Source organism: Fervidobacterium pennivorans (assembly GCF_001644665.1).
GTDB classification, from domain to species: Bacteria; Thermotogota; Thermotogae; order Thermotogales; family Fervidobacteriaceae; genus Fervidobacterium; species Fervidobacterium ngatamarikiense.
Map to the genome: position 1 here is coordinate 1,860,728 of NZ_CP011393.1, position 23,591 is coordinate 1,884,318.

Annotated in this window: 22 protein-coding genes, 3 tRNA genes and 1 pseudogene; 12 read left to right on the plus strand and 14 right to left on the minus strand. The window is 38.0% G+C overall.

The window, feature by feature from the left end; all coding sequences use genetic code 11:
- Nucleotides 1-98: 98 nt before the first annotated feature.
- The gene (locus JM64_RS08625; protein WP_064012268.1) at nucleotides 99-1,904 is read right to left on the minus strand and encodes a 5'-nucleotidase C-terminal domain-containing protein; all 1,806 of its coding nucleotides are present in this window, start codon (nucleotides 1,902-1,904) and stop codon (nucleotides 99-101) included.
- Nucleotides 1,905-1,949: 45 nt separating this feature from the next.
- Nucleotides 1,950-3,368: a hypothetical protein gene (locus JM64_RS08630; RefSeq protein WP_064012269.1), complete on the minus strand. Its 1,419-nt coding sequence runs from the start codon at nucleotides 3,366-3,368 to the stop codon at nucleotides 1,950-1,952.
- Between the two features lie 354 nt (nucleotides 3,369-3,722).
- Here JM64_RS08630 and JM64_RS08635 point away from each other — a divergent pair, with 354 nt between their 5' ends.
- Nucleotides 3,723-4,370, plus strand: coding sequence for an acyl-CoA dehydrogenase family protein (locus tag JM64_RS08635; RefSeq protein WP_458294032.1), 648 nt, complete (start codon nucleotides 3,723-3,725; stop codon nucleotides 4,368-4,370).
- Here the strand turns inward: JM64_RS08635 and JM64_RS08640 are convergent.
- Nucleotides 4,333-4,884 carry an MFS transporter gene (locus tag JM64_RS08640; protein ID WP_064012270.1) on the minus strand — a complete coding sequence of 184 codons (552 nt, stop codon included), beginning with the start codon at nucleotides 4,882-4,884 and terminating at the stop codon, nucleotides 4,333-4,335. The two genes, JM64_RS08635 and JM64_RS08640, sit on opposite strands and share 38 nt — an antisense overlap.
- A 274-nt stretch (nucleotides 4,885-5,158) precedes the next feature.
- Here JM64_RS08640 and JM64_RS08645 point away from each other — a divergent pair, with 274 nt between their 5' ends.
- Together JM64_RS08645 and JM64_RS08650 are read left to right on the plus strand one after the other, a co-directional pair.
- Nucleotides 5,159-6,721 (plus strand): FGGY-family carbohydrate kinase, encoded by a 1,563-nt coding sequence (locus JM64_RS08645; protein WP_082868376.1) that lies wholly within the window; start codon nucleotides 5,159-5,161, stop codon nucleotides 6,719-6,721.
- 151 nt (nucleotides 6,722-6,872) lie between these two features.
- Nucleotides 6,873-8,192, plus strand: coding sequence for a S8 family peptidase (locus tag JM64_RS08650; protein WP_064012272.1), 1,320 nt, complete (start codon nucleotides 6,873-6,875; stop codon nucleotides 8,190-8,192).
- A gap of 74 nt (nucleotides 8,193-8,266) precedes the next feature.
- Here the strand turns inward: JM64_RS08650 and JM64_RS08655 are convergent, their stop codons facing one another.
- A complete protein-coding gene (locus JM64_RS08655) occupies nucleotides 8,267-8,503 on the minus strand; it encodes a DUF3783 domain-containing protein (protein WP_064012273.1) in 237 nt (78 codons plus the stop codon).
- 159 nt (nucleotides 8,504-8,662) lie between these two features.
- On the opposite strand from JM64_RS08655, the gene JM64_RS08660 reads away from it, so the two are divergent.
- The 4 genes and pseudogenes from JM64_RS08660 to JM64_RS09820 all read left to right on the plus strand — a co-directional run.
- Nucleotides 8,663-9,751: a glycosyltransferase family 2 protein gene (locus tag JM64_RS08660; RefSeq protein WP_231882367.1), complete on the plus strand. Its 1,089-nt coding sequence runs from the start codon at nucleotides 8,663-8,665 to the stop codon at nucleotides 9,749-9,751.
- A complete protein-coding gene (locus tag JM64_RS08665; RefSeq protein WP_064012275.1) occupies nucleotides 9,741-10,394 on the plus strand; it encodes a glycerol-3-phosphate acyltransferase in 654 nt (217 codons plus the stop codon). The genes JM64_RS08660 and JM64_RS08665 overlap by 11 nt, the downstream gene beginning before the upstream one ends.
- Nucleotides 10,391-10,936, plus strand: a complete 546-nt coding sequence (locus JM64_RS08670) for a hypothetical protein (RefSeq protein ID WP_064012276.1) — start codon at nucleotides 10,391-10,393, stop codon at nucleotides 10,934-10,936. Before JM64_RS08665 ends, JM64_RS08670 begins: the two co-directional genes overlap by 4 nt.
- 12 nt (nucleotides 10,937-10,948) lie before the next feature.
- Nucleotides 10,949-11,161: pseudogene (locus JM64_RS09820) on the plus strand (hypothetical protein); the annotation flags it as partial.
- Between the two features lie 18 nt (nucleotides 11,162-11,179).
- On the opposite strand, the gene JM64_RS10120 reads toward JM64_RS09820, so the two are convergent.
- Nucleotides 11,180-12,130, minus strand: a complete 951-nt coding sequence (locus tag JM64_RS10120; protein ID WP_064012277.1) for a DDE-type integrase/transposase/recombinase — start codon at nucleotides 12,128-12,130, stop codon at nucleotides 11,180-11,182.
- 124 nt (nucleotides 12,131-12,254) lie between these two features.
- Between JM64_RS10120 and JM64_RS08680 the strand changes: the two genes are divergently transcribed.
- The 5 genes from JM64_RS08680 to JM64_RS08700 are packed head-to-tail and all read left to right on the plus strand — an operon-like array spanning nucleotide 12,255 to nucleotide 17,168.
- The gene (locus JM64_RS08680; RefSeq protein WP_064012278.1) at nucleotides 12,255-13,238 is read left to right on the plus strand and encodes an aromatic ring-hydroxylating oxygenase subunit alpha; all 984 of its coding nucleotides are present in this window, start codon (nucleotides 12,255-12,257) and stop codon (nucleotides 13,236-13,238) included.
- Nucleotides 13,239-13,248: 10 nt separating this feature from the next.
- A complete protein-coding gene (locus tag JM64_RS08685; protein ID WP_064012279.1) occupies nucleotides 13,249-13,722 on the plus strand; it encodes a nuclear transport factor 2 family protein in 474 nt (157 codons plus the stop codon).
- Nucleotides 13,719-14,708, plus strand: coding sequence for an SDR family NAD(P)-dependent oxidoreductase (locus JM64_RS08690; protein WP_064012280.1), 990 nt, complete (start codon nucleotides 13,719-13,721; stop codon nucleotides 14,706-14,708). The genes JM64_RS08685 and JM64_RS08690 overlap by 4 nt, the downstream gene beginning before the upstream one ends.
- Complete coding sequence (locus tag JM64_RS08695; protein ID WP_064012281.1) at nucleotides 14,709-16,304, plus strand: phytoene desaturase family protein; 1,596 nt, start codon at nucleotides 14,709-14,711, stop codon at nucleotides 16,302-16,304.
- 36 nt (nucleotides 16,305-16,340) lie between these two features.
- The gene (locus JM64_RS08700; protein ID WP_064012282.1) at nucleotides 16,341-17,168 is read left to right on the plus strand and encodes an SDH family Clp fold serine proteinase; all 828 of its coding nucleotides are present in this window, start codon (nucleotides 16,341-16,343) and stop codon (nucleotides 17,166-17,168) included.
- A 60-nt stretch (nucleotides 17,169-17,228) separates the two neighbouring features.
- On the opposite strand, the gene JM64_RS08705 is transcribed toward JM64_RS08700, so the two are convergent.
- The 9 genes from JM64_RS08705 to JM64_RS08745 all read right to left on the minus strand — a co-directional run bounded on the left by JM64_RS08705 (nucleotide 17,229) and on the right by JM64_RS08745 (nucleotide 23,089).
- Nucleotides 17,229-19,856, minus strand: a complete 2,628-nt coding sequence (locus JM64_RS08705) for a hypothetical protein (protein ID WP_231882370.1) — start codon at nucleotides 19,854-19,856, stop codon at nucleotides 17,229-17,231.
- 169 nt (nucleotides 19,857-20,025) lie between these two features.
- A complete protein-coding gene (gene rplA, locus JM64_RS08710) occupies nucleotides 20,026-20,733 on the minus strand; it encodes a 50S ribosomal protein L1 (RefSeq protein ID WP_064012283.1) in 708 nt (235 codons plus the stop codon).
- Nucleotides 20,734-20,756: 23 nt separating this feature from the next.
- Nucleotides 20,757-21,182 (minus strand): 50S ribosomal protein L11, encoded by a 426-nt coding sequence (rplK, locus tag JM64_RS08715; protein WP_064012284.1) that lies wholly within the window; start codon nucleotides 21,180-21,182, stop codon nucleotides 20,757-20,759.
- A 90-nt stretch (nucleotides 21,183-21,272) separates the two neighbouring features.
- Entirely contained in the window at nucleotides 21,273-22,340 is a 1,068-nt protein-coding gene (nusG, locus tag JM64_RS08720; protein WP_064012285.1) for a transcription termination/antitermination protein NusG, read from the minus strand.
- A gap of 12 nt (nucleotides 22,341-22,352) precedes the next feature.
- Nucleotides 22,353-22,541 carry a preprotein translocase subunit SecE gene (gene secE, locus JM64_RS08725; RefSeq protein WP_064012286.1) on the minus strand — a complete coding sequence of 63 codons (189 nt, stop codon included), beginning with the start codon at nucleotides 22,539-22,541 and terminating at the stop codon, nucleotides 22,353-22,355.
- Nucleotides 22,542-22,608: 67 nt separating this feature from the next.
- Nucleotides 22,609-22,684 (minus strand) — tRNA-Trp (locus JM64_RS08730).
- Between the two features lie 43 nt (nucleotides 22,685-22,727).
- Nucleotides 22,728-22,877 (minus strand): 50S ribosomal protein L33, encoded by a 150-nt coding sequence (gene rpmG, locus JM64_RS08735; RefSeq protein WP_014451713.1) that lies wholly within the window; start codon nucleotides 22,875-22,877, stop codon nucleotides 22,728-22,730.
- Between the two features lie 34 nt (nucleotides 22,878-22,911).
- Nucleotides 22,912-22,998, minus strand: a tRNA-Tyr gene (locus JM64_RS08740).
- A 14-nt stretch (nucleotides 22,999-23,012) separates the two neighbouring features.
- Nucleotides 23,013-23,089, minus strand: a tRNA-Thr gene (locus tag JM64_RS08745).
- Nucleotides 23,090-23,591 lie beyond the last annotated feature (502 nt).

The window sequence follows — 23,591 nt, forward strand, 5'->3', positions numbered from 1 at the left end:
TACCACCACCTTTCCAAATATTCATCAATTTTCGATACATTTAAGAATCAATAAAAAACCAGGGGTACGCAGTCCCCCTGGTTTTGGTTGTGTTAGTCTTAGGAAGCTTTTTGCATAAGCTTGAGATATTCAAAATACGGAACATAGTATTTCAGCACGTCTCCTTCTTTAACCTCTTCTACGTTGTTCCACCTTTTTATATCTTCTACAGGAATCCCGAGTTTTGATGCAACAGATTCTAGTGTTTCTCCTGAGTGCACAGTATACGTCATTTCGATATAAGCTCCCCAGTTGTTATCGACCGTCGCTTCGATTTCTTTCTTTTCGAGCACATAGTTCGACATTAATTCAGCCATTTCTATTAGAACTTCTCTGACAACGGGTTTTCCCTTAAACATTTCGTATCCTCCACCACCGCCAGCTCTGTAGTTATTCAAAACAATCTCGTACTCTGCATCCATATCAAGAGGTTTCCCTTCAAACATTAAATCTACAATCCTGTCGCCTTTTGGTCTGTTCAGGACTATCTTGTAAGATATGCCTTCCCACATATCGTAGTTGTATCTCTGAACTTTAGGCTCTATCCAAGTTTTATTCTCCTTTGCTATCCCATCTTCAAAGACAAAATAGTCTGCACTTCTTTCAAGTGCGTCTTTAATATCTTTACCTTTAACCTTTAGCACTTTCAGCGTGTTCGGATATATATAGACTGCGTTTATGTCTCTTAAAGTTATGGGACCATCTTTCCAACCTTTAACGTCGTTAGTGAAGAGTGCAGTAGAAGAGATTTTCGCACCCGTGTAATACATTTGCACTTTATTGACAAACTCGATTAGTGGATTATCCCAAAGCCTTGCAACAAACGGATCAGAAATCCAGAAATCACCTTTTGCTGTTCCTACTGGTGTATCTAACCAAGCTTGTGTTTTTTCTTCGTAGGGCTTTGCAAGCTCTAGAATCTCTTCATCGGGTGGATATTTTGAAACATCGATTAATTCAGGCTTAACCTCCTTAATAATCCATTTCCCATCCTCTTCGTTTTTCTCTAACTTTATGGTTATTTTACCAACCATCTTTCCCCAATTGTATGGCTGAGTTACAGCTACATTTCCAATCTTTGTTGCAATTGCTCTGTGTTGGTGACCTGTTAACAGAACGTCAATACCAGCGACCTGAGTTGCAAGCTCATAGCCTTGGTTCTCTCCAACAAGCGGTTCCGTTGGATTACCTGTAGCAGGGTCGCGCTCTAAACCACCATGGTAAGCAACTATCATTATATCAGCAATATCCCTTAGTTCTTCCACGTAAAGTTTTGCTGTCTCAACCGGATCTTTGAACTTCAGACCTTTAATGTTTCTTGGATCTTCCCAATTAGGTACGAATTTAGTAGTCAAACCCAATATGCACACTTTTACCCCATCTAAGTCAACTATTTGATATGGTATGAAGTACGGAATGTCATATTCGTCCGTTATATTTGCACTAACAAATGGGAACTCTGCCTCACTTATAGCTTTGCTTAACACATCCAGACCATAGTTAAACTCATGATTTCCAATAACGCTTGCCGCAAATTTGAGATGATTCATTACAAGAACCATTGGATCAACATCACTGTTATCAAATTTCGCATGATAGTATTCCATAGGGCTTCCCTGGATTAAATCTCCAGTGTCAATTACTATGACGTTGTCCTCACCATACTTTTGCCTCTGCTCTTTAATTACCGATGCCACCTTCGCTAAGCCGTGATTCGCTGCTTTGTTTGTTGCATAATCAACAGGATAGATGTAGCCATGCAAATCACTGGTGTGCAAAATAACGATTTCCCTTGTTTCAGCGAACAACAAAACAACCGCAAAAAGTAAAAAAATCCCCACTAAAACTTTCCTACCAAACTTCATACACAGCGCCCCCTTTTTTAAAGTGGTGATATAAAAAACGCTTAGTTAGCGCTTGATTGTACGTTCTTTTATTATCTCTAATGCTTTGTTCAACATTACGTCTTCTATACCCTTCACATAGTTAATCCTTTCTTCTGTACTTAACTCTATTTCATAATCCGGTTCTAAGACTACATCACGTTGAGTATCCTCACTTATCACAGCTGTTGGGAACATGAAACTTGTCTTAGCTGAATCATCGAATTTATAATCCACTTCGGTTGTATGATTTATCTTCATCAACGTTGGTTCACCTATGGTTCTATCTTTACGAAGCTTCTTGAATGTATATATGAAATCCAGAGCCGCATTTGATGTGTACCTGTCGAATAAAATCCAAACATCTGCTTTGATAACTGGTTCCCTTGGTTCAAACGTGTGGAAGAATTTTATTCTGAGCAACTCGTTTGTCGTTTTTTCAAAGTCTACGCCGTATTTATTAAGCACGCTTATATTGTAGGCAGTGTTAACTATGGAAATCCATCTCTCGACCGATGTTCTCTCATCCACAAAATGTTCGAACAGTTCTTTGAAGATTGTAAAATCTCTACTAGCAACGCCTCGTAAGTCTACTAAAACTACCTTCATATCTTTGTTATAGACAAGTGTGTTTGTTAAGAACTCTCTGTAAGTGTTGTAAATCGTCCCGGAGAGACTAAACGTTCCAAACTTAAACACTCCAATATTGCCTTCCTTGTAGAACTCGAAAGGTCTTCTCGTTGGGAGAGCTGGAAACTGGACACTTTCACGTGTGTAACTCATAGCAGTCATCGTTTTCACAACAACGGTTTTTTCTGCGCCATCGCTCATGACTTTTATATTATACTCCTTTTGCCTATAAAAAATACCTATTCTATCCTTCTTTTTATCAACTAACTCAGGAATCAACTGTATTAACGATGATAACTGCTGCTCACGAACAGAGTAATTTTCTCCAGACGTGTATGGCAACAACAGGTCTATCAATTCTGAAATCTTCCTCCCGTTTATTTCTAATACCTCGTCACCGGCTATTATATCTTTCACCGCACTCGATGATACAATAACCCTACCGTCAACTACTGTTACTGTAAACGGCAAAACACTATAAACGGGCTCTGTTGGAGGATAAAGCCTAAAATTCTGGTCATTAACAACAGAAAGTGCGGGTTGGATAACTTTAAAAACATCAATAGGAAGTATTTTCTTTCTGTTGGACTTATACTTATAGTATTCACCCAAGACCTTTCTTGCAATTTCTTCTCTATCTTCTGAAGGGTAAGTTTCTTTAATCGTTCGCACAGCATTATCAAATAACCTCTCAACTTTATCTAATGGTACTAAACGTTTTTGGTACTTGTAAAACTCGATTATCCAAGACAAAGAAAGCGTTACCACTATGCCACTTATCAAGAATATAACAAACAACTTTGTACCGGTCTTCAAAATAATCCCCCTTCCGTTCAAAATATCTCCAATCGCATTCTTACATATTATAACATCCGAGCTAAATTATTAAAAATTAGATTTCTTACCTAAAAACGCTTCCTGTCCAAAAGAGAAAACAAATCAAATAGCTTAACGTAGAAAACAAGCGCATACTCAAGTTTCTTGAATGACGTAGTTCAAAATTCATAAGTTATCGGATTTTTTACGTGATATTATTCACAATTATGCTTAACATTTTCTGAACGAGTGATATAATGAAATTGAGTTGTGAATAATTTCACGCTAAGTGCTTGTAAGAAATATTCAGCGTTCGATAGAATTAAAACTACAAGTGAACTGGAGGTATAAGCGATGGATTACTTGTTAACGAGAGAGCAACTTTTGGCGAGAGAATTATTTCGCGAGTTTGCTGAGAAAGAAGTCAAACCTTTTGCACAAAAAGTTGACGAGGAAGAATACTTCCCAACAGAGACGGTAAAAAAGATGGCAGAAATAGGTATGATGGGCATACCTTTCCCAAAAGAGGTTGGTGGTGCAGGTGGAGATTACCTAACTTACATAATCGCTGTTGAAGAAATAGCAAAATACTGTGCGACAACAGCGATAATCCTCTCGGCACACACATCCTTGTGCTGCTATCCAATATACACTTGGGGCACGGAGCACCAAAAAGAAAAGTACCTTAAGCCTCTGCTTAGAGGAGAACGCCTTGGTGCCTTCGCATTAACCGAACCCAATGCTGGTAGTGATGCCGCAAACCAGCAAACAACAGCGAAACTCGTTGGTGATTATTATATACTTAACGGTTCTAAGATATTCATAACTAACGGTGGAACAGCTGATGTTTTTATTGTTTTTGCAATGACAGATAAATCAAAAGGAACAAAAGGCATCAGCGCATTTATCGTGGAAAAAGGATTCGAGGGTTTTAAAGTAGGAAAGCCTGAAAGAAAACTTGGTATTAGAGGTTCCTCAACATTTTCAATTCCTCAAAAGTAAATGGAACTCTCTTTGATTCTTTGACAGGCTTTGACTCTGGAAGAAGGAAAACAATATTTATCAAATTAATAAATGACAGACCAGCAGCAAAAAGTGCTGGAACGGAAAATCCCCACCTGCTCAAAAATCCTCCTATCGCAGGACCAAGTATGAATCCCAACCCAAAAGCAGCACCTATAAGTCCAAGATTTTTTGACCTCTCTTTCTCACCTGTAAAATCACTGATATAAGACTGTGCAATCGTTATGTTCCCACCTGTCAATCCATCAATCAATCGAGCCATAAATATAACCACCAAAGATTTTGCAAAACCTAATGTCAGTAACGAAACAAAGGTTCCACCAACACTAAGTAAAAGTGCTTTCTTTCTTCCTACTTTGTCAGATAGCCTACCTATGAGTGGAGCTGCAAAAATTTGGCCCACTGGATAAACCATGGAAAGTAAGCCTATCATAAAGTCGCCTGCACCAAACTGCTTCACATAGTACGGTAGAAGAGATATTATAAAGTGCAAACCCAATCATATCCGCAAGAACAATGAAAAATAGCGTGGTTATAACTTTTTTCTTATGAATCTCCTTTTGCATTTTTTGTTCCTCTATTACCTAACAAAATTACTTTTACCTAATTAAACTTAATTATTTCGAAAAGTCAATATGTATATTACTGCTTTTGTGATTAATCTTGATTAATCTTGGTCATTAAAGTTGTCTAGAGAGAACCGTTATAATGATATAATTGATTTTGAGTGCAATAAACTAATTTTGAACCTTTTGGGAGGAATTATGATGAGCGTTCTTGCCATCGATTGTGGAACGCAAAGTTTAAGAGCTATAATTTTTTCAGAAAAAGGCGAAGTTTTAGCAGCTGAAAAAGTGGACTTTGAACCATACTATTCACGTAACATCGGCTGGGCTGAGCAATCTCCCGAAATGTATTGGGAAAGCTTAGCGAAAGCTACACAACAACTAAAAGAGAATTTTCCGAATGTATTTAATTCAATAGAGGCTGTGACACTAACTACGCAAAGAGCGACAGTAGTCGTTGTCGACCAAGACGGTAATCCTTTAAGAGATGCTTTCATTTGGCTTGACGAACGAGAAGCTCTAGGAAAACCAAAACTTTATTTTCATGAGAAATTAGCTTTTTGGCTTATCAAAAAACTCCCAACAGCTTACATGGCATACAGAAGAAGCAAGGCTAACTGGATGAAACAATTCGAACCTGAAATTTGGAATAACGTTCATAAGTATCTATTACTTTCGGGATACCTAACCTACAAACTCGTAGGTGAATACGTAGACTCAACCGCCTCACAAGTTGGGTACATTCCTTTTGACTACAAATCAAAAACGTGGATTAATAACCCTCTTCACTACAAATGGAGACTTTTCGGAATTGAAAAAGACAAACTACCCAGATTGGTCAACCCAACAGAAATTTTAGGTTATATCACAAAAGCTGCAGCACAATTCACAGGCTTGAAAGAAGGGTTACCCGTCATTGCCGCAGGTGCTGATAAGCAGTGTGAAACTCTTGGAAGCGGTTGTCTTTCACCAAATGTTGGAAGTATAAGCCTTGGGACAACAGCAACGATTCAAACAACTACACCAAAATATGTCGAAGTAATACCGTTTATTCCACCATACCCTTCGATACTTCCAAATGCCTATAACCCCGAAATCGGAATATCCAGGGGGTTTTGGTTGGTTACCTGGTTCAAAAAGGAATTTGCACACAGCGAAATTAGGGAAGCCGAGGAGCTTAATACGTTTCCGGAGAAAATACTTGACAAATACTTGCGTGAAATTCCTGATGGAAGTGACGGATTGATTATACAACCCACTTGGACAGCAGGACCCGAACGCCCTTTTTCAAGAGGAGCAATTATAGGATTTTCAGACAGGCATACTCGGTTGCATGTCTATAAAGCAATCATAGAAGGTATCGTCTACGCGTTACTTGAAGGAAAGATGAAAATTGAGAAAAAGACCGGGGTTCGAATGGAAAAAATAGGTCTTTCTGGTGGAGGCTCAAAAAGTGACGAAGTGTGTCAAATAACTACAAATATCCTAGGTGTTCCAACATACAAAGTACAGACGAACGAAACCGCCTCACTTGGTGCCGCTATAGCGGGATACGTTGGTATCGGAAAATACAGAACTTTTGAGGAAGCTGTTCAAAACATGGTTAGGATTGAAAAAATATTCTACCCAGACACTGATAAAAACAGGCTCTACATGGAATACTTTGGCAAGGTTTATACTAAAATGTGGAAACACATGGAAAAACTATATCATGAGCTTGGAAAAATAACTGTCAAAACATCTTCTACACAACCAGAACTTTGAAATTGGTATTTTCCCTGGTAAGTTTTTTATTATTTTTTTATCACAAAACACCGACTTTTTTCTTGACAATGCAACCGTAAATTTTGTATAATCTAATCACTCATTTAGCAATCTTAACAATTCCACACTTCTGGATAGGAGGGGTCGTAGGATGAAGAAGGTCGCTTTACTTGCAGTGATTTTGGCAGTTTTGCTAGTAGCGTTCAGCTGTACCAACTCATTTGAGCCAAGATTTGAACCACGCGCACAAGGTGAGTTTAAAGTTTCAGAAAAACTTGGCGTGTCCGGAACGGAAGAAGATTACGTTCCTGGAGAATACGTTGTCCAGTTCGAACCAAGAGAAGATGCGGTTAAAGCATTATCAAGCATTGGTGCTGAAGTAGTCAGGACATATACATTTAGCGACGTCCAAATCGTCACGGTAAGAACAGAAAAACCAGAACTTCTTAATTCTCTTCCAGGTGTCAAGTCAGTTGATAAGAACTATATTTACAGAGCACTTGCAACGCCAAATGATACATACTATCGATATCAATGGCACTACAACAACATCAAACTCCCACAGGCATGGGATATCATGAAATCTGCCAACGTCGTTGTAGCAGTTATTGATACAGGGGTTAGCTTTACTCACCCAGACCTTCAGGGCATATTTGTGCAAGGTTATGACTTTGTCGATAGAGATTACGACCCAACAGACCCTGCGCGAGATGCAAGTCATGGAACGCATGTCATTGGAACAATAGCAGCACTCACGAACAACGGCCTTGGTGTTGCCGGTGTGAACTGGGGTGGCTACGGAATAAAGATAATGCCAATTAGAGTTCTTGGGGCAGACGGTTCTGGAACGCTTGACAACGTTGCAGCTGGAATTAGATGGGCTGTTGATAATGGAGCAAAGATAGTTAGCATGAGCCTTGGTGGTAGCGGTGCTCAGGTTCTTATGGATGCTGTAAAATATGCATACAGCAAAAATGTTACCTTAGTTTGTGCAGCTGGAAATGAAAATAGGTCATCACTTTCTTATCCGGCAGCGTACGTTGAAACTATCGCAGTTGGTGCAACAAGGTATGACAACAAACGCGCTCCTTATTCCAACTACAATTACACGAGATATTATGATCCGTACAAGAAAGCTTATGTATATCACTACCTTGATGTTGTTGCCCCTGGTGGAGATACAAGTGTCGACCAGAATGGCGACGGATATGCTGACGGGGTTCTTAGCACAACATGGACACCCACAGACGGAGACATTTACATGTTCCTCCAAGGTACTTCAATGGCAACACCACATGTTTCAGCAGTTGCAGCTATGCTTTACGCAAAAGGATACACAACCCCTGAAGCTATCCGAAGCAGACTTATTAAAACGGCTTATAAGATTCCTGGGTACACATACAATTCGACAGGGTGGAATAAATACGTTGGATACGGTTTAATCGATGCTTACAAAGCACTGACATATTAATACTCAGAGAATAGTCAAAAAAAGAGAGAGGGGTTCTACCTCTCTCTCTTTTTTTCACACGACTGAGTCTGTCTTTATTCTCCTTGCTTTCCTTCTTGCTGTTTTATCTGTCTCATCCTTTTAAATTCTTCATGTTCTTGCTTTAGTTCATTGATTAGGTCTTCAACTCTCCAAGTCAAGCTTGTTGGAGTGGTACTTGCGAATATCAAGTCTTCGCCTTGAAAGTTTTCCTTAAGTAATTTCATCACCTTGAGAATCTCAGGTTTATCAAATCCGTGTAATATAACTACCTTCTGTTCTTTTCTCTCCATGATAGATCTCCTTTCTAAGCTGCCAATTTTCTGTTGAACAATATTATGAATTGTACCAAGTCTAATTGTATATTTAAGTTTACAAATTGTCAATAATTGTATGATATAATAAGCTCACAAAACAATATGAAGAGTCAGCACTCAGGAGGAGGGGATTTTTTGAAATATATTATTTTCGTCACTTTTGTTTTGATTTCTCTATCATATATATACTATGCAAAGAAAAGGATTTTGCATTCCAAGAAAAGTTTATCCGATGTGCATCATTTAACAGAGAATCCTAAAATTTCTGTAATAATACCTGCAAGAAATGAAGAAAAAAACCTTTCAAAACTTTTGCCGCTTGTTATAAACCAATCTTTGAAACCTTTCGAAATAATCGTTGTTGATGACAACTCCACTGATGGAACGTTTTCCGTTGCAAGAAGTTTTCCTGAGGTAACCGTTATAAGACTAACAGAAGAACCTCCAAAAGGTTGGGTCGGAAAATCGTGGGCTATATGGAACGGATATCTGAATTCTTCTGGAGAATACCTTCTTTTTCTTGATGCCGACGTCGAACCAAGCAATGAATTAATTCAGTCACTTTTTCTACGTCAAAAGGAATATGGTGGCTTAATATCAGTATGGCCATATCAACGTTTTGAAAAATTTTATGAGCACTTGACTTTGCCTTTTAACATAATGATTGTTTACGCAAGTAATAACTTGGGATTTCCAAATAAAGTACCTTCTGGCGCATTCGGTCCGACGATTTTTACATCAAGACGTGATTACGAAATCACGGGAGGGCATCAAGCAATAAAAGATAGTGTTTTAGAAGATATTAAGCTCGGTAAGTTATATATTAATCATGGTATCAAAGTTACAAACTTTCTTGGAAACCATACCATAAAGTTTAGAATGTATCCATCGGGATTTAAGCAACTTTTTGAAGGTTTTTCAAAGAACATGTCTCCTGGTGCTACAATTGGTGGACTTTTTTCGTTTCTTTTGTCACTTATCTTTATGGCTGGCATTTATTCATCGTTCACTTCAGTTTTTACCTTAGATGGAGTGGTGCGCTATTTAACGGTTGCTCTGATTATATACATTATGGCAAAACCAACAGGTGATTACAAATGGTTTGATGCGCTTTTTTACCCTTTGCATTATATCTTTTTCTTAATTGTGTTTTTTAATTCACTTTACTTAACAATATTCAAAAAGCAAGTATATTGGAAAGGGAGGAAAATAGATGTTAGTTGATAGTTTGATTGTCTATATTTTGATTGTCGCACTCCAGTTTTTCTCTGGAAGTATTATGTATTCTTATATAATTGCTAAATTACTCAATTTCGATTTGAGAAAAGTAAGAGATGGCAATCCAGGCTCTTCTAATCTCTGGAGAGTAGCTGGTTGGAAGTGGGGATTTTTAGCGCTTTTACTCGATTATTTAAAAGGAACATTACCACTTGCGATATTTGTTGGTATTTATGGACATTCATTAAATAAATTTGTTATTTCGATAGCAGCACTTTTTGGTATTCTTGGTCATGCATTTTCTCCAATGCTGAAATTCAAAGGCGGAAAGGCAATAGCAACATCCTTCGGAGCATGGTCTGTTCTAACGAAATGGGAAGCACCAACCTCGCTTGGCGGTGTTTTTACGATTTTTTCGATATACCGAAAGATTTCAAAGAAGAAATCCACAACTCCAGAAGAAGATGCACTAAGAGTTCTTCTGGGGTATTTTGTTCTTTTAATTTACGTTGTATGGAAAGTTTCTCAAGGCGCTCTAGAGTTAGTTATTCTATACTTTGGAAATGTGTTGGTTATACTTTATAAACACAAAAACGAGTTGTCTAATTTATTGCATCAATACAGAACAAAAAGGAGTGAAAGGGCATGAAAACTCTAAAGTTAACTTTTATATTTCTGTTATCGAACATCTTTTGTCTTCCTTTATTCTCTCAGAACAGCAATTCAACGAACAATATAGAATATTTTACTCAGAAATTCTTGAATACTCGGTCTTCGAAAAACATTGAAGAGTTGAAGAATTTGCTTAGTCTCTTAGAGAACGAAATCAAAAATAACTCTAATAAATCTTCTAACTATGTGAAAATTCGTACTCTGCTTTCAGAAGTGTATTTCGAATACGGTCAGCTACTCAACGATAATAAGCTCAAAGAAAGACATTACAACCTTGCGCTTCAAGAAGCAAAAGATATTATAAAAGCAGATCCTGAGAACGGCAAAGCCTACTTCATTGCAGCTATGTCATCAGCAGCACTTATAGATTTTGTAAATGTGTTTCAAAAACTTCAACTAATGAATGATTTTGATTTTTATATAGAAAGGGCAATAAAATACACACAAGATAACTTAGATAAAGCAATAGCATACATAGCCAAAGGTGTTAGATTCATGAATCCCCCTTGGCCATTTTAAGATTACAAAAAGGCAGAAGATAGTTTCAAAGAAGCTGAAAAATATGCGGCGAATTATTCCGGATTGTATCTGAACTGGGGACAACTCTATTTAAAAATGAATGATAAAAAGAAAGCGGAAGAAATGCTTAGGAAAGTGTTAACGATGGAACCGCATCCATTTTTCATAAAACAACATGAGGATAATGTGAAAATAGCCAAACAACTACTTGGATTGATTAAATGATTTGAAATAAGGATAGTGTTAACTTGTAGTGATGAAAGAGTGTAAGTGTGAAAGAATGAGATTGATATTACCATTGTGCGTTTTCCAAAGATTCTTCACTACACAAAATACTTGAATATATTTCGCTAAATTCTTCGTATTCTTCAGCCCTCGCTTGAGTCGGAAAAAGTCTTTCAACAATGAAAACTTAGATTCACATTGATTGTTTTTACCGAGCGGTACCACTACGTGATTGATATTTCTGAACAACAGCTTTACTGCACTTTCATATGCACCAAGTCCATCAGTAATAAGTTCAATGTTTCTAGGTTTTGAATTACCAAAGAACTTCTCGAGCAATACTTTGACTTGTCCCATATCACGATACTTTGAGACATGCCAACAAAGAATTAAGTTAGTTTCGTGATCAACTAATAGCCAAACATAGTACTTTTGTTCTTTGAACACAAGAACAGTTTCATCAGCATGAACTGAGAAAACATTTTCGATGGTAAATGTTGGAAAAAGTACAGAGAATAAAGTACACAATTTAATAACCCATTTATATATGGTGACATGAGATACTTTGATATTAAGAGAATGAGCAAGAGAGCGATAAGACATATTGTGTTTCATATACAAAACGAAAGCTTTTAAGATGAAAAATAGAGGAAAACGGAAATATTTAAATTTCTCAGGAATAAGGGTGACTGGTTCGGGGAGGTTAAAAGGTACTCTATCTTTGGTACGACAAGCTCTACAACGGAAGACAACGAAAGAGCGACGGACTTTGTAAATTTGCATAGATTTACCACAAGAAGTGCATTTGGGATAAGGGAAAGGGAAGTTTTTGCGTTTGTGAGAATGGGAAAGTTTGAAAGAATGATGGCAGAGTTTGCAAAGGAATTGTTGGTTACCGTATTTGTCATGACCGTTTTTGTATAAGCTGGTGGAACCGCATTTTGGACAAGAGAGCGTTGAGTTGTTCATATCGGGATACCTCCTTTGTCGAGAGTTGGTTGGGGGGTGTCCCCTCTTTATAAGGATAATGCGGTTTTTGGAAAGTTTCAATACTTTTAGTTAACATTATCAAAATAGCAGGAGGGGAGCAGTTATGATAAAAAACCAGTGGTATGTTGTTATGTCTTCAAAAGAATTAAAAAAGGGACAGCTCATTGGAGTTACTCGGTTTGGTGAAAAACTTGCGATATGGCGTGATAAAGATGGTAAGGTCCATTGTATCTCTGATATCTGTTGTCACCGTGGAGCTTCTATATCCCATGGAAAGCTTCTCAACAACGGCGAAAGGGTTATGTGCCCATTCCATGGCTTTGAATATGATTCAACAGGTAGAGTTAAAACAATACCATCTAATGGAAGAACTGCACCTGTTCCCGAGAATTTTATTGTAAAATCATATCCGACGTATGAATTAGCAGATTTCATATGGATATGGTATGGCGATAAAGAACCAACTCATAATCCGTCCTATTTTGATGATATTGATGACTCCTTGGCTTACACAGAATTTAGTGAAGTATGGAACGTCCACTATAGTAGGGCTATTGAAAATCAGCTCGACCCAATACATGTCCCATTTGTGCACTATAATACAATAGGAAGAGGTAACAGAACAGTAGCTGATGGTCCAGTAGTAAGATGGATAAATGACACTATGTTTTATTTCTACGTATTTAATAGAGTTGAAGATGGAATACCTGCAAGAAAACCTGAAGAAATGAAAATTTCTGAAATGAGTAGTGTATACCTCGAGTTCAAATTTCCAAATATCTGGCAAAATCACATCGACGAAAAGCTTAGAGTAACTGCTGCATTTGTTCCAGTGGACGAAGAACATACGAGGATATATATAAGGTTCTACGTTGGATTCACAGGAATAAGGTTTATTGATAAATTGATCTCCACTCTTGGAACACCTTTCAATAAAAAGGTTCTCCACCAAGACAGAGCTGTTGTTGAAACTCAGATACCTAAAAAGTCTGAACTTAGAATGTCCGAAAACCTTATAACCGGGGATCTTCCAATACTTGAATATCGCAAAAAACGCGAACAGTTAAAGAGTGAAATTACAAAATAGGAGTGGTTTTATGGAAAACACACCTTCAAATATCCAAGGTGCTATAGAATACTCAATAACATCTTTAGAACAGTTGCTCCAACTTTGGACAAAAACTTATAATCATGAGGGTAGACCGGATTGGTCTCATCTAATTCCTTACTACGACGAGAATATACACTTTAGAGATTCGGTACAAGAGATCCATGGGATTGAACAATTCAAAGCTATGGTTGAGCGTTTGACAAAACGCTCTCAAGAATTGCACATGAATATATTAAATGCAGTAATGGAAGGGAATGTCATTTTCGTTGAATGGGATATGATTATCAATTTCAGAAAAACAAAGACTTCCGTTGTTCATGGTGCAAGTCGGCTTATTTTAAATGAAAAGGGAAAAATAATCGACCAAAGGGACTATTACGATCTTTGGGGTGACATTTTTGATAATATACCAGGTTTTGGTAAATTATACCGCAAATTCATGAAGAGGGTGTTTGGATGAAAGATTTCAAGGGTTGTTCTGTAAGAAGGTACTGGTTTCAATACAAGTGGTCAAATATCTTTGAGATGATACGGGACATGTCAGGTAAACCCAAGACATGTTCAGAGCGGTTTGACGGAAGACTGGTTGTTATAACAGGGGCAACATCCGGTATTGGATATGAGACAGCAAAAAAGTACGCTTCAAATGGTGCAAGGTTATTAACAATAAACCGAAACAAAGAAAAATCGGAAACCCTGTGCCGAGAAATATCGCATCGTTACGGGACAGAGTGCAATTACATCCTTGCGGACTTGAGCAAACTGAAAGATGTTAAGAACGTTGTAGAGAAATTGAACTCTCTAAATTCGAGAATAGCTGTTCTTATTCATAACGCCGGTTTATATTTAAACAAGCGAACACTCACAGAAGATGGACTTGAAATGAATTTTGTTGTCCATTATCTTGCTCCATTTATTATCAACTATTTCTTAATCGACAAACTTAAAAGAGATGGTTCCACGAGAATAATATTTGTAAGTTCAGAAGGATACAGATTCGCATCTTGGGGTATTTGTTTGGATAACCTCCAGTGGGAGAAAAAGAAATACTCAGGTTTGAAAGCTTACGGTTCGGCAAAGCTTGCTCAGATATTGAGTATGCACATATTCGCCGAGATTTTCTCTTCCGAAAACATGAACGTGACAATAAATGCTATGCATCCAGGTTTTGTGAAAACAAATACCGGTCAAGACAATGGACCCGTGTACAAATTCTTCAAGAAGAACTTCTTAGATAAACTGTCCCGAGATCCGGTCGAGTCAGCAGAAGCGCTTTATTATCTTGGTGTTTCAAAAGACGTTGAAAGTATAACTGATAAATTTTTTCATTATACTACAATTGAAGAACTCGCACCTCCAGCAAAAGATATGGAATTAGCAAAAATGTTGTGGGAGAAAACTTTGAGAATAATTAGCGAGAAGTATCTAAACTTGGAGGTGAAATAGGTGAAGGGTAAAAAGAGAATAGTAATAGTAGGTGGTGGTATCGCTGGTCTCACTGCAGCAGTATACCTTGCAAGAAGAGGGCACAAAGTGAAACTATTTGAAAAATACGAAAAATGCGGTGGACTTGTTAATACCTTTGAATACGAAGGTTTTAAACTCGAAGGTGGAGCCAGGGCACTTGTTAATGCAGGTGTTATAAAGCCCATGATAGAAGACCTTAAACTGGACATCGATATTCTACCAAACCCCGTGTCAGTTGGAGTAGAAGCCAAGATACTGAGAGTTCGTGGAGAAGAAAGCCTTAACGATTATGCTCGTCTTCTGAAAGAGCTTTATCCGGAATCGGAACATGATGTAGATAATTTGATAAAGGTTGAGAAAGAAATACTCGAATACATGAAAATTCTCTATGGTGTTGATAATCCGCTATTCTCGTTTAACAAGATAAAGGAAGAAGGTAAACTTGCCGAGATGTTACCAAGATATTTTCTTTGGTTCTTTAAATTCTTGAAAACCGTCAAGAAAATTAACGAACTTAAGGAACCGATAGAAGTCTATATATCGAAAATTGTCAAAAACCGTTCTCTGAGGGATATAGTAATACAACACTTCTTCCGCGGTACACCTTCATTCTTTGCTTTAAGTTATTTCTACCTCTATGCTGACTACATATATCCAAAAGGTGGCGTAGGTGTTTTACCACAAAAGCTTACTGAAAAAATTACTGAACTTGGCGGAGAAGTATATACAAATACTTCTATCGTCAAAATCATTCCTTCCAAAAACACGGTGATTGATGAAAAAGGGAATTCCTATGAATACGATGCGATGATTTGGGCAACTGACTTGAAAACATTCTACAAAATTCTTGACACGGAAGGACTTTTTGGCACCACATTGAATAAAATTGAAAACGAAAAGAAGAAAGTGTTGTCATCTAAAGGTGCAGAGTCTGTTCTGACAATCTTCTTCGGTGTTGACGAACCACCCGAGACATTCGAAAAGATATCCACAGGACATCTCTTCTACACGCCATCGAAAGAGGGCCTTGGAGAAATTAATAGGTCTTGGCTAAGGAAAATAACAGAAAATTATGAAAACACAAGCAAAGAAGAAATACTTAAGTGGCTTGAAGATTTTATAAAGTACAATACATACGAAATCTCAATACCGGCTTTAAGAGACAAATCAATGGCTCCGAATGGGAAAACAGGATTGATTGTTAGCGTCTTATTCGACTACGAAATTGTGAAAAAGATACACGAAGATGGATGGTACGATGAATTCAAATCTCACGCAGAAAATTTAATGATTAAAAATCTAAAAGAAGCTATTTATCCTTTCTTAGAGGAAAAAATTATCTTCAAGTTCACATCAACACCACTAACGCTCGAAAGGATGTACAATACATCAGAAGGTTCAATTGTTGGCTGGTCTTTTGAAGAACAAATTCCTGTACCATCAGGAATGTTCAGTTTGAAGGGCGCTATAAAAACTCCGATAGGCAACATCTACAAAGCAGGAAAATGGGCATACGCCCCTGCTGGTGTACCAACTGCTATCATCACTGGGAAACTCGCGGCAGATATGATTTAATATATCAGTTTTTAAATTAAATAGGAGGTGACAGAGATGGTCGACATTTTCACGATTATTTTTCAGATTTTCTGGATGGTTTTGATTTTCTCGTCATTTGCACCACTTTTCAAAAACTTCTCACTGCATTCAGCACGAGATGCCATAATAAGGCAGATTGAACAAAAAAGAAAGAGTAGGGTCATAACATTGATTCACAGGCAAGAGTTGTTTAGCTTTTTCGGATTTGGTATAAGAAAGTTCATAGATATTGAAGATTCTGAAGAAGTACTCAGAGCCATCAAAATGACACCAGATGATATGCCAATAGACTTCATTATTCACACACCCGGTGGTCTGGTCTTGGCAGCAGAGCAGATAGCCAACGCTCTTAGGAAGCACAAAGGCAAAGTAACTGTTTTTGTCCCGCACTATGCAATGTCCGGTGGCACATTGATTGCTCTTGCTGCTGATGAAATAGTAATGGATGATAATGCTGTGTTGGGACCTGTTGACCCGCAACTTGGACAATATCCCGCGGCTTCAATTCTTTCGGTTGTAGAAAAAAAGAACATCAACGATATAGACGACCAGACACTGATTCTGGCAGATATCGCCCAAAAGGCAATGAAGCAGATGAAAGAATACGTAACGGAACTTCTAAAAGAAAAGTATCCAGACAAAGCTGAAAAAATTGCAGAAGACCTGGTTAGTGGAAAATGGACCCATGACTATCCTATCACCGTGGAAAAAGCGCGTGAGCTTGGTATTAAGATATCAACAGACATGCCAAAAGAAATCTATGCATTGATGAGTCTTTACAAAAATCCTAGCTCCGGTAGACCATCTGTTAACTACGTGCCAATTAATTACAAAGAAGACTAAAAATGAAAAGCGGCTCGAAAGAGCCGCTTTATTGATTCAAAAGAATAAAAGAGTTTAGGATTAATACCCTTCAGTCTGTAGGCTTAGAGAGAACAAAGATAAAGGAAAACCATGTGGTGATGAATTGAGACCTAAGTAAAACAAAAATTCCTGACTTTCCCCTGCAGGTTTAGTTAATTCTGAAAATGGCGCAAATACACCAACAGAAGGACAAAGTTTCAATCCTTGTGTGTACATTTCCACAAAGAAGTGAGTGTATATACCATGTTGGAGTATAGTCTCGGCCAATGGATTGGTAACACCAAGCGTAATCCCGCTATTTCTAAGGTAAATGGCATTTCCAAAAAGAAACGCATTATCCGTGAAGAGTGTGGAGGCTATTGACATATCATAAATAGCCTTCTCTGGCTGGTTTAGGTTGAGCGTAACTTTACCTTCAAATGTTGTAGATTTTGTAAGTGCGACATCCACTAATCCTGCGATAAAGAAATTAGATTTAATCTTCTCGGAATTGAAAAGGTCCTCAAGCTTGTCATTACTTAACAATCCAAAAACCTGAACATTATATGGCATTCCAAATGCATAAGATGAAAGTAAAAGTCCAAATCCAATGTTATTCAGATAAACTGCTGGGGAAGTTGTAGTGAACAAACTGAAAACAGAATCGAGTAAACCTATGTTCCTGGTCTTGAAACTAAACGTCAGATAACTGTACACATCTGTTATTGGACTCAACGAGAATCCGCCAAGCCTAAGCATACCAGTAAGATTGTAATCGTTAGTTGGATAGTAGTAGCTTACAAATAGCTGGTAATTATCCTTCATCGTAAGCCAGCCCACATACTGAGAATAGGTCATATCAAACGAAGTATCCGTTAGTATAAAATCAAATACCGGTGTTAAGACCAAAAACGTGTCATTTTCAATATTACCAAATGTGAATATAATATAACCCCTGCGAATATCGTTTTCTATATCGTATTCGTAAATAGGTATCCAGGTGAGTGGTTCTGTCATTTTCTGAATCCTAAACGCAATTTCAGAACCATACTGAAATTTTTTGTCTTGGAACTTGAACTCTGGTTTGTATCTGACCAAATCTGCTTCTTGTTTCTGTGCCTTTATTCTATAGACTCCAGTTCCTGTGTTTACCGAATACGGAATGTAGCTTACGTAATATAATTCGTCTTTGTCAACCACAAAATCGTACACAAGCAGATTTTCACCCAGTTTGTAAAGCTTTCCCTCGGTTAAATCGTAGTAGTAAGGATTGACATATTTTCCATCTACTCTTGTAAAGAGTAATCCATTTCCCCAAAATCTCAAATAGGGACCTTTCATAGCATCGTCTTCTAATACAACTGTGTTTTTAGTAGCCAAGTCGTACACAATTATCTGATAATCAGAAGTAAGCATTGCTAACTTGCCATTATTTACATCCATGTAAGTAACGTATTTATCTATCAACAGTTCCAAATTTTCCCCGGAAATTGTTGTTTTCATTTTCTTAGCATCGTATCGTGCAATATACACATTCCCATCGTCCACGTCAAATGCAGAAATATTCCCCTTGGCTATCAGCTTATTTGAAGTAAAATCCCAAATTTGGTTTTCGTATTTTCCAAAATTTTCACCTTTTGTAAGAACATAAGTTTTGTCTTTATCGTATTTAATATCTAACGCAATTACTGTTTTACTTCCTTGTTCTTTGCCATCTTTACTTAAGAAAACAAGCCTTGGGTTGACACTACCAACATAAGATGTCGCTGGACCAACTTCTACAAAATACACGGCTAACTTCTCGTCCAAAAGGTCCAACTTATATATCTTTGTGTTTGGCACTTTATATATCAGGTCCCCTTCCGAGTAATTCAGCTTCATCAACGACCTTATCCAATCCGTGTAAAGCTCATCAAATGGTTTACCAAAGACCTTTTCAAAACTATCTTTGTACTTTAGCCCTATTTCAATATCTGGAAGAATTGTGGAGGTTAACGCTATATATTTCTTCATCTTTTCAAGCCCGTAAGTGTCAACCAAGTATTTATAGAAACCTGCTGTGAAGTTATAGTAAAGCTGTCCACCTCTAAAGTCATCAGGCGGCATGATTTCCTTGTAGGTGAAAGAAGGAAAACTTTGTATGGCATAGTAATATAACCCATCGGAAACGTAAGGGTTGTTCAACCTACCAGAATTCTTAGAAAACGAACTTTCAGCAAATACCGTCGTCCCCTCTCCAAACGGTCCATTCATCTGTGGCAAATACGGAAATCCCATAATAATACTTACAAGCTTTGTAAACCAATCCTGATATGTGAGATGAACCATATGTGTGAACTCGTGAATAATCAAATATGTATACCAATCTTCAAGCGGAAGCTCAAAGCTTATCCAGCTTTCTGGAGGCCATGTGTACAAAGTTATCGTTTTGTGGAGTAAAGGATTTGTAAAACCATTACTAACTGTTCCCTTGTCTTGTAGAATTATCGTAATCCTTCCTGGGTCATTCCCTATCAAATCAATCACTTGTTGTCGAACGTTTTCAAATATCTTACCTACAAGTTTTGCAGTCTCTTCGTATCCTTCTGGATAAACTATATCGGCGTGTTCAAAGTGGAGAACTCCAGACAAAGCAAGGGCAGAAATAAATGTTAACAAAAATGTCAAAACCAAAAAGCTCTTCTTCACGAGTTTCACCCCCAATATAGATGCAAACCATATTTTTCTCCACAAACAATTTTATCACATCATTATCTCTTTTGAATCTGAACTAGGTGAACAAATGATATATTAAAAACAACAAAAAAAGCGGCTCTTTCGAGCCGCTTTTATTCACTTTGTTCACTATTTCTTACTCTTATTTCTTGCCTTCTGCAAGAGTGTTGAGATCAAGTTTTATTCCAGGTCCCATTGTGGAAGCGATAACTGCTTTCTTTATAAAGTTACCCTTCACACCTGCTGGTCTGAGAGCAAGAATCTGTTCATAAGCGGATTTTATGTTTTCTTTGAGTTTTTCTGGTTCAAATGAAGCTTTTCCAACCGGTATGTGTATATTTCCCGTCTTATCTGTTCTAACTTCAACTTTACCCTTTTTGAACTCAGAAACCGTAGCTGCAACATCGTCTGTAACTGTTCCAGTTTTTGGGTTTGGCATTAATCCTCTTGGACCAAGGACCTTACCAAGCTTACCGATAACCTTCATCATATCCGGGGTTGCGATTGCAACATCGAAATCAAAGAATCCTTCGTTAGCAATTTTGTCAGCAAGTTCTTCTGCCCCAACGTAATCTGCACCTGCTTGTTTCGCTTCCTCCGCCTTATCTCCCTTTGCAAAGACCAGAACTCTTACACTTTTACCCGTTCCATTTGGAAGAGTAATTGTACTTCTTATGTTTTGTTCACTTTTTCTGTAGTCAATGTTTGTCTTTACATGAAGTTCCACCGTCTCATCGAACTTCGCCGTTGCAGTCTTTTTTACAAGCTCTACTGCTTCATCGAGTGGATAAGACTTTTCTCTATCTACAAGTTTCCTTACCTCATTGTACCTCTTGGAGTGTTTAGGCATGTGTGAGCCTCCTCCTTTCCGCTTCAGTCTACAACTTCCAGACCCATGCTGCGAGCTGTTCCTTCGATTATTTTCATCGCAGCTTCAATGTCGTTTGCATTGAGGTCTGGCATTTTGAGTTCAGCAATTTCCCTGATTTGCTGCCTTGTCACTTTTCCAACAATCTTCCTCTTTGGTTCCTGCGAACCTGAGTTAATTTTCGCTGCTCTCTTCAGTAAGAAGCTAGCAGGAGGAGTCTTCGTGACAAACGTGAATGACCTGTCATCGTAAACGGTGACAATCACTGGTATTAGCAATCCAGCCTTATCAGCTGTGACTGCGTTGAACTTCTTACAGAATTCCATCAAGTTAACTCCTCTTTGACCCAATGCGGGACCGACTGGAGGAGCTGGCGTTGCTTTTCCGGCTTCGAGCACAAGCCTAACCTGTGCCACTACTTTCTTTGCCATACAACTTACCTCCCTTTCTGTGGTATTTTCGGGCTCTTTGCCCTCCCACTGCGCACAATGTGCGCAAAATTATCTTTTATTAATTAACCTTTATATCTTCTCCACTTCACTTACATGAACAGTAACTGGTGTTTCTCTACCAAATATGGTAATATTAACCTTGAGTTCTTGTTTTTCTTCGTCAACCTCTTTTACTACACCAACAAAACCTTCAAACGGACCTGTTATAATCTTTACAGAATCGCCAGGTTGTATTTCCAATTCTACCTTTGTAATCTGCGTTTTTGCTTCGTGATGTATTTCCTCAAGACCTGCTAATCTCTTAATATAGTGCACTTCCTGTGGTTTCAACGGGAGCGGTCTTCCACCTGCTGAAACAAAACCCATTACAAATGGAGTACTTCTAACAAATTCCCACGTATGGTCGTTCATTATCATCTCAACAAAAAGATACCCCGGATAGAGCTTTCTTTTCTTTGTCTTTTGGATGACTATCTCCTTTCTAGTTGGATACTCCACAATAGCAACTCTTCCACTGCTCTTTGCATATATTTTCCTACCCTCAGCTAACACTTGACCAGCCTTAACCACAACGCCCTTTTTACAAACACTCGGATTGAAAACATCAACATGAATTATATAAACATCTTCATCGCCAAGAATAGTCCTAACAACTACCTTTTTGACCTTTTCATTTATAGCAACCTTACCATCTACGTCACAGATATATTCATCCGATGCTGCCAAAAACGTTCCCTGGAATACATTTGCACCCACCCGAAGTCCAGAGACAGGTTTGGCAGATTCCGGGATTACGTAAGTCTTTGAAAATTTCTTGTCTGTAGTTTCAATAACTATCCTTCTGGCGTTTGTAACGTCAACTATTGTTCCATCTCTCCTAACCTTAACAGCCGGTTCTTCAGCAATCAGGTCACCTTTTTCTACATCCATTCCGTTACTAACATGTAATTTAGCATCATGACTTACGATATGTCTTTCAAGAGACTTACTCGAAGTGTCTATAACGGTCTCTTCCAAAACAACAACATTAGGGATTATGTTTTCGTATCCCTGTGCTTTTATTTTTGCTTCCAGGTTCTCCTTAACCTTGTTTTCATACCCTGTGATGGTATGAATTATGTACCATTCTTTTTTCATTAGTTATTCACCTCAAAATTTCTTAAGCAGCACGCCAAGTGTTCCAGAAAAGAACAAGTCGACTAAGAAAAGATAAATTGACGAGACTGCCAAAATAAACAAAACTACTCCTGTCGACACCAGGAGTTCTTCTCTGTTAGGCCACGTTGTCTTCTTCGCTTCTGCGATAACTTCTCTAAAGAACTTCTTCAGTTTTTCCATAGTTATCTCCCCCGATAGCCTTTATATTTAGGTACGGTAGTGTTGTGTTTTATAATATTAGAAAATTTGGCAGGGGCGGCAGGACTTGAACCCGCAACACCCGATTTTGGAGACCGGTGCTCTGCCAGTTGAGCTACGCCCCTGCGAAAATAGTCATATTAATAAATCCACCTTAAGTTTTAACTATTAGACCTTCGTTTCGGTATGGAATGTGTGTTTGTTACATTTTGGACAGTATTTTCTGAGTCTGAGTTTATCTTTCTTACTTTTTTCTTTTGTTGTGTAATAATTTCTTGTGCCACACTCTTCACACTTGAGTCCTATCTGAACTCTCATCGTCGTCCAGCCTCCTATATTATAAAAAAATATCTGGTGGTGAGGGAAGGATTTGAACCTTCGAAGGCATTCTGCCAGCGGATTTACAGTCCGCCCCCTTTGGCCACTCGGGCACCTCACCACACATTCAGTGGCTGGAGCCAACGGAGGGACTTGAACCCTCAACCTGCTGATTACAAGTCAGCCGCTCTAGCCGGTTGAGCTACGTTGGCTCGCTTATGCGTTAGTTATTATACCTGAGGGGGGCAAATTTGTCAACGTTTCATCTGAGTTTAAGTATGTTACATTTTTTCAAAGACACTCATCAATTGCCAGTCAATATAATACCATAATCTCTCAGAATTTCAAGGGAGAATTTAGTATTTACACAGTTTAGAGTGTAAACTCAACAGTAGTGTGCCAATAAAAATCCGTGTCATAACGATAGAAGCAAAAAACATCACTCATTTACACCTATATCCCATAAGTTAACAGTATTGCTTAAGTTCCCTCTGAACTTTGCCCAAGAATTTTCAGCTATTCCGAAATATTTCGTTTGAACGGCTTAAATCTTCCAATCTTCCCCACCAAAACATACGGTTCCATCCATACTCAATGTTGGAGATGACCATATTTTACACCATATGTTAACACGCCACTTTTATGTTCCATTAGAATCAAGTGCATGATATAGCAATTATCAACACTAATAGTGCCAAAGTAGATAGTGCCATC

Bases quoted from the DNA above. Each gene is read 5' to 3' on its own strand.
- JM64_RS08625 (WP_064012268.1), bottom strand. From the start codon at position 1,904: ATGAAGTTTGGTAGGAAAGTTTTAGTGGGGATTTTTTTACTTTTTGCG.
- JM64_RS08635 (WP_458294032.1), top strand. From the start codon at position 3,723: ATGGATTACTTGTTAACGAGAGAGCAACTTTTGGCGAGAGAATTATTT.
- JM64_RS08645 (WP_082868376.1), top strand. From the start codon at position 5,159: ATGAGCGTTCTTGCCATCGATTGTGGAACGCAAAGTTTAAGAGCTATA.
- JM64_RS08650 (WP_064012272.1), top strand. From the start codon at position 6,873: ATGAAGAAGGTCGCTTTACTTGCAGTGATTTTGGCAGTTTTGCTAGTA.
- JM64_RS08655 (WP_064012273.1), bottom strand. From the start codon at position 8,503: ATGGAGAGAAAAGAACAGAAGGTAGTTATATTACACGGATTTGATAAA.
- JM64_RS08665 (WP_064012275.1), top strand. From the start codon at position 9,741: ATGTTAGTTGATAGTTTGATTGTCTATATTTTGATTGTCGCACTCCAG.
- JM64_RS08670 (WP_064012276.1), top strand. From the start codon at position 10,391: ATGAAAACTCTAAAGTTAACTTTTATATTTCTGTTATCGAACATCTTT.
- JM64_RS10120 (WP_064012277.1), bottom strand. From the start codon at position 12,130: ATGAACAACTCAACGCTCTCTTGTCCAAAATGCGGTTCCACCAGCTTA.
- JM64_RS08680 (WP_064012278.1), top strand. From the start codon at position 12,255: ATGATAAAAAACCAGTGGTATGTTGTTATGTCTTCAAAAGAATTAAAA.
- JM64_RS08685 (WP_064012279.1), top strand. From the start codon at position 13,249: ATGGAAAACACACCTTCAAATATCCAAGGTGCTATAGAATACTCAATA.
- JM64_RS08690 (WP_064012280.1), top strand. From the start codon at position 13,719: ATGAAAGATTTCAAGGGTTGTTCTGTAAGAAGGTACTGGTTTCAATAC.
- JM64_RS08700 (WP_064012282.1), top strand. From the start codon at position 16,341: ATGGTCGACATTTTCACGATTATTTTTCAGATTTTCTGGATGGTTTTG.
- rplA (WP_064012283.1), bottom strand. From the start codon at position 20,733: ATGCCTAAACACTCCAAGAGGTACAATGAGGTAAGGAAACTTGTAGAT.
- rplK (WP_064012284.1), bottom strand. From the start codon at position 21,182: ATGGCAAAGAAAGTAGTGGCACAGGTTAGGCTTGTGCTCGAAGCCGGA.
- nusG (WP_064012285.1), bottom strand. From the start codon at position 22,340: ATGAAAAAAGAATGGTACATAATTCATACCATCACAGGGTATGAAAAC.
- secE (WP_064012286.1), bottom strand. From the start codon at position 22,541: ATGGAAAAACTGAAGAAGTTCTTTAGAGAAGTTATCGCAGAAGCGAAG.
- rpmG (WP_014451713.1), bottom strand. From the start codon at position 22,877: ATGAGAGTTCAGATAGGACTCAAGTGTGAAGAGTGTGGCACAAGAAAT.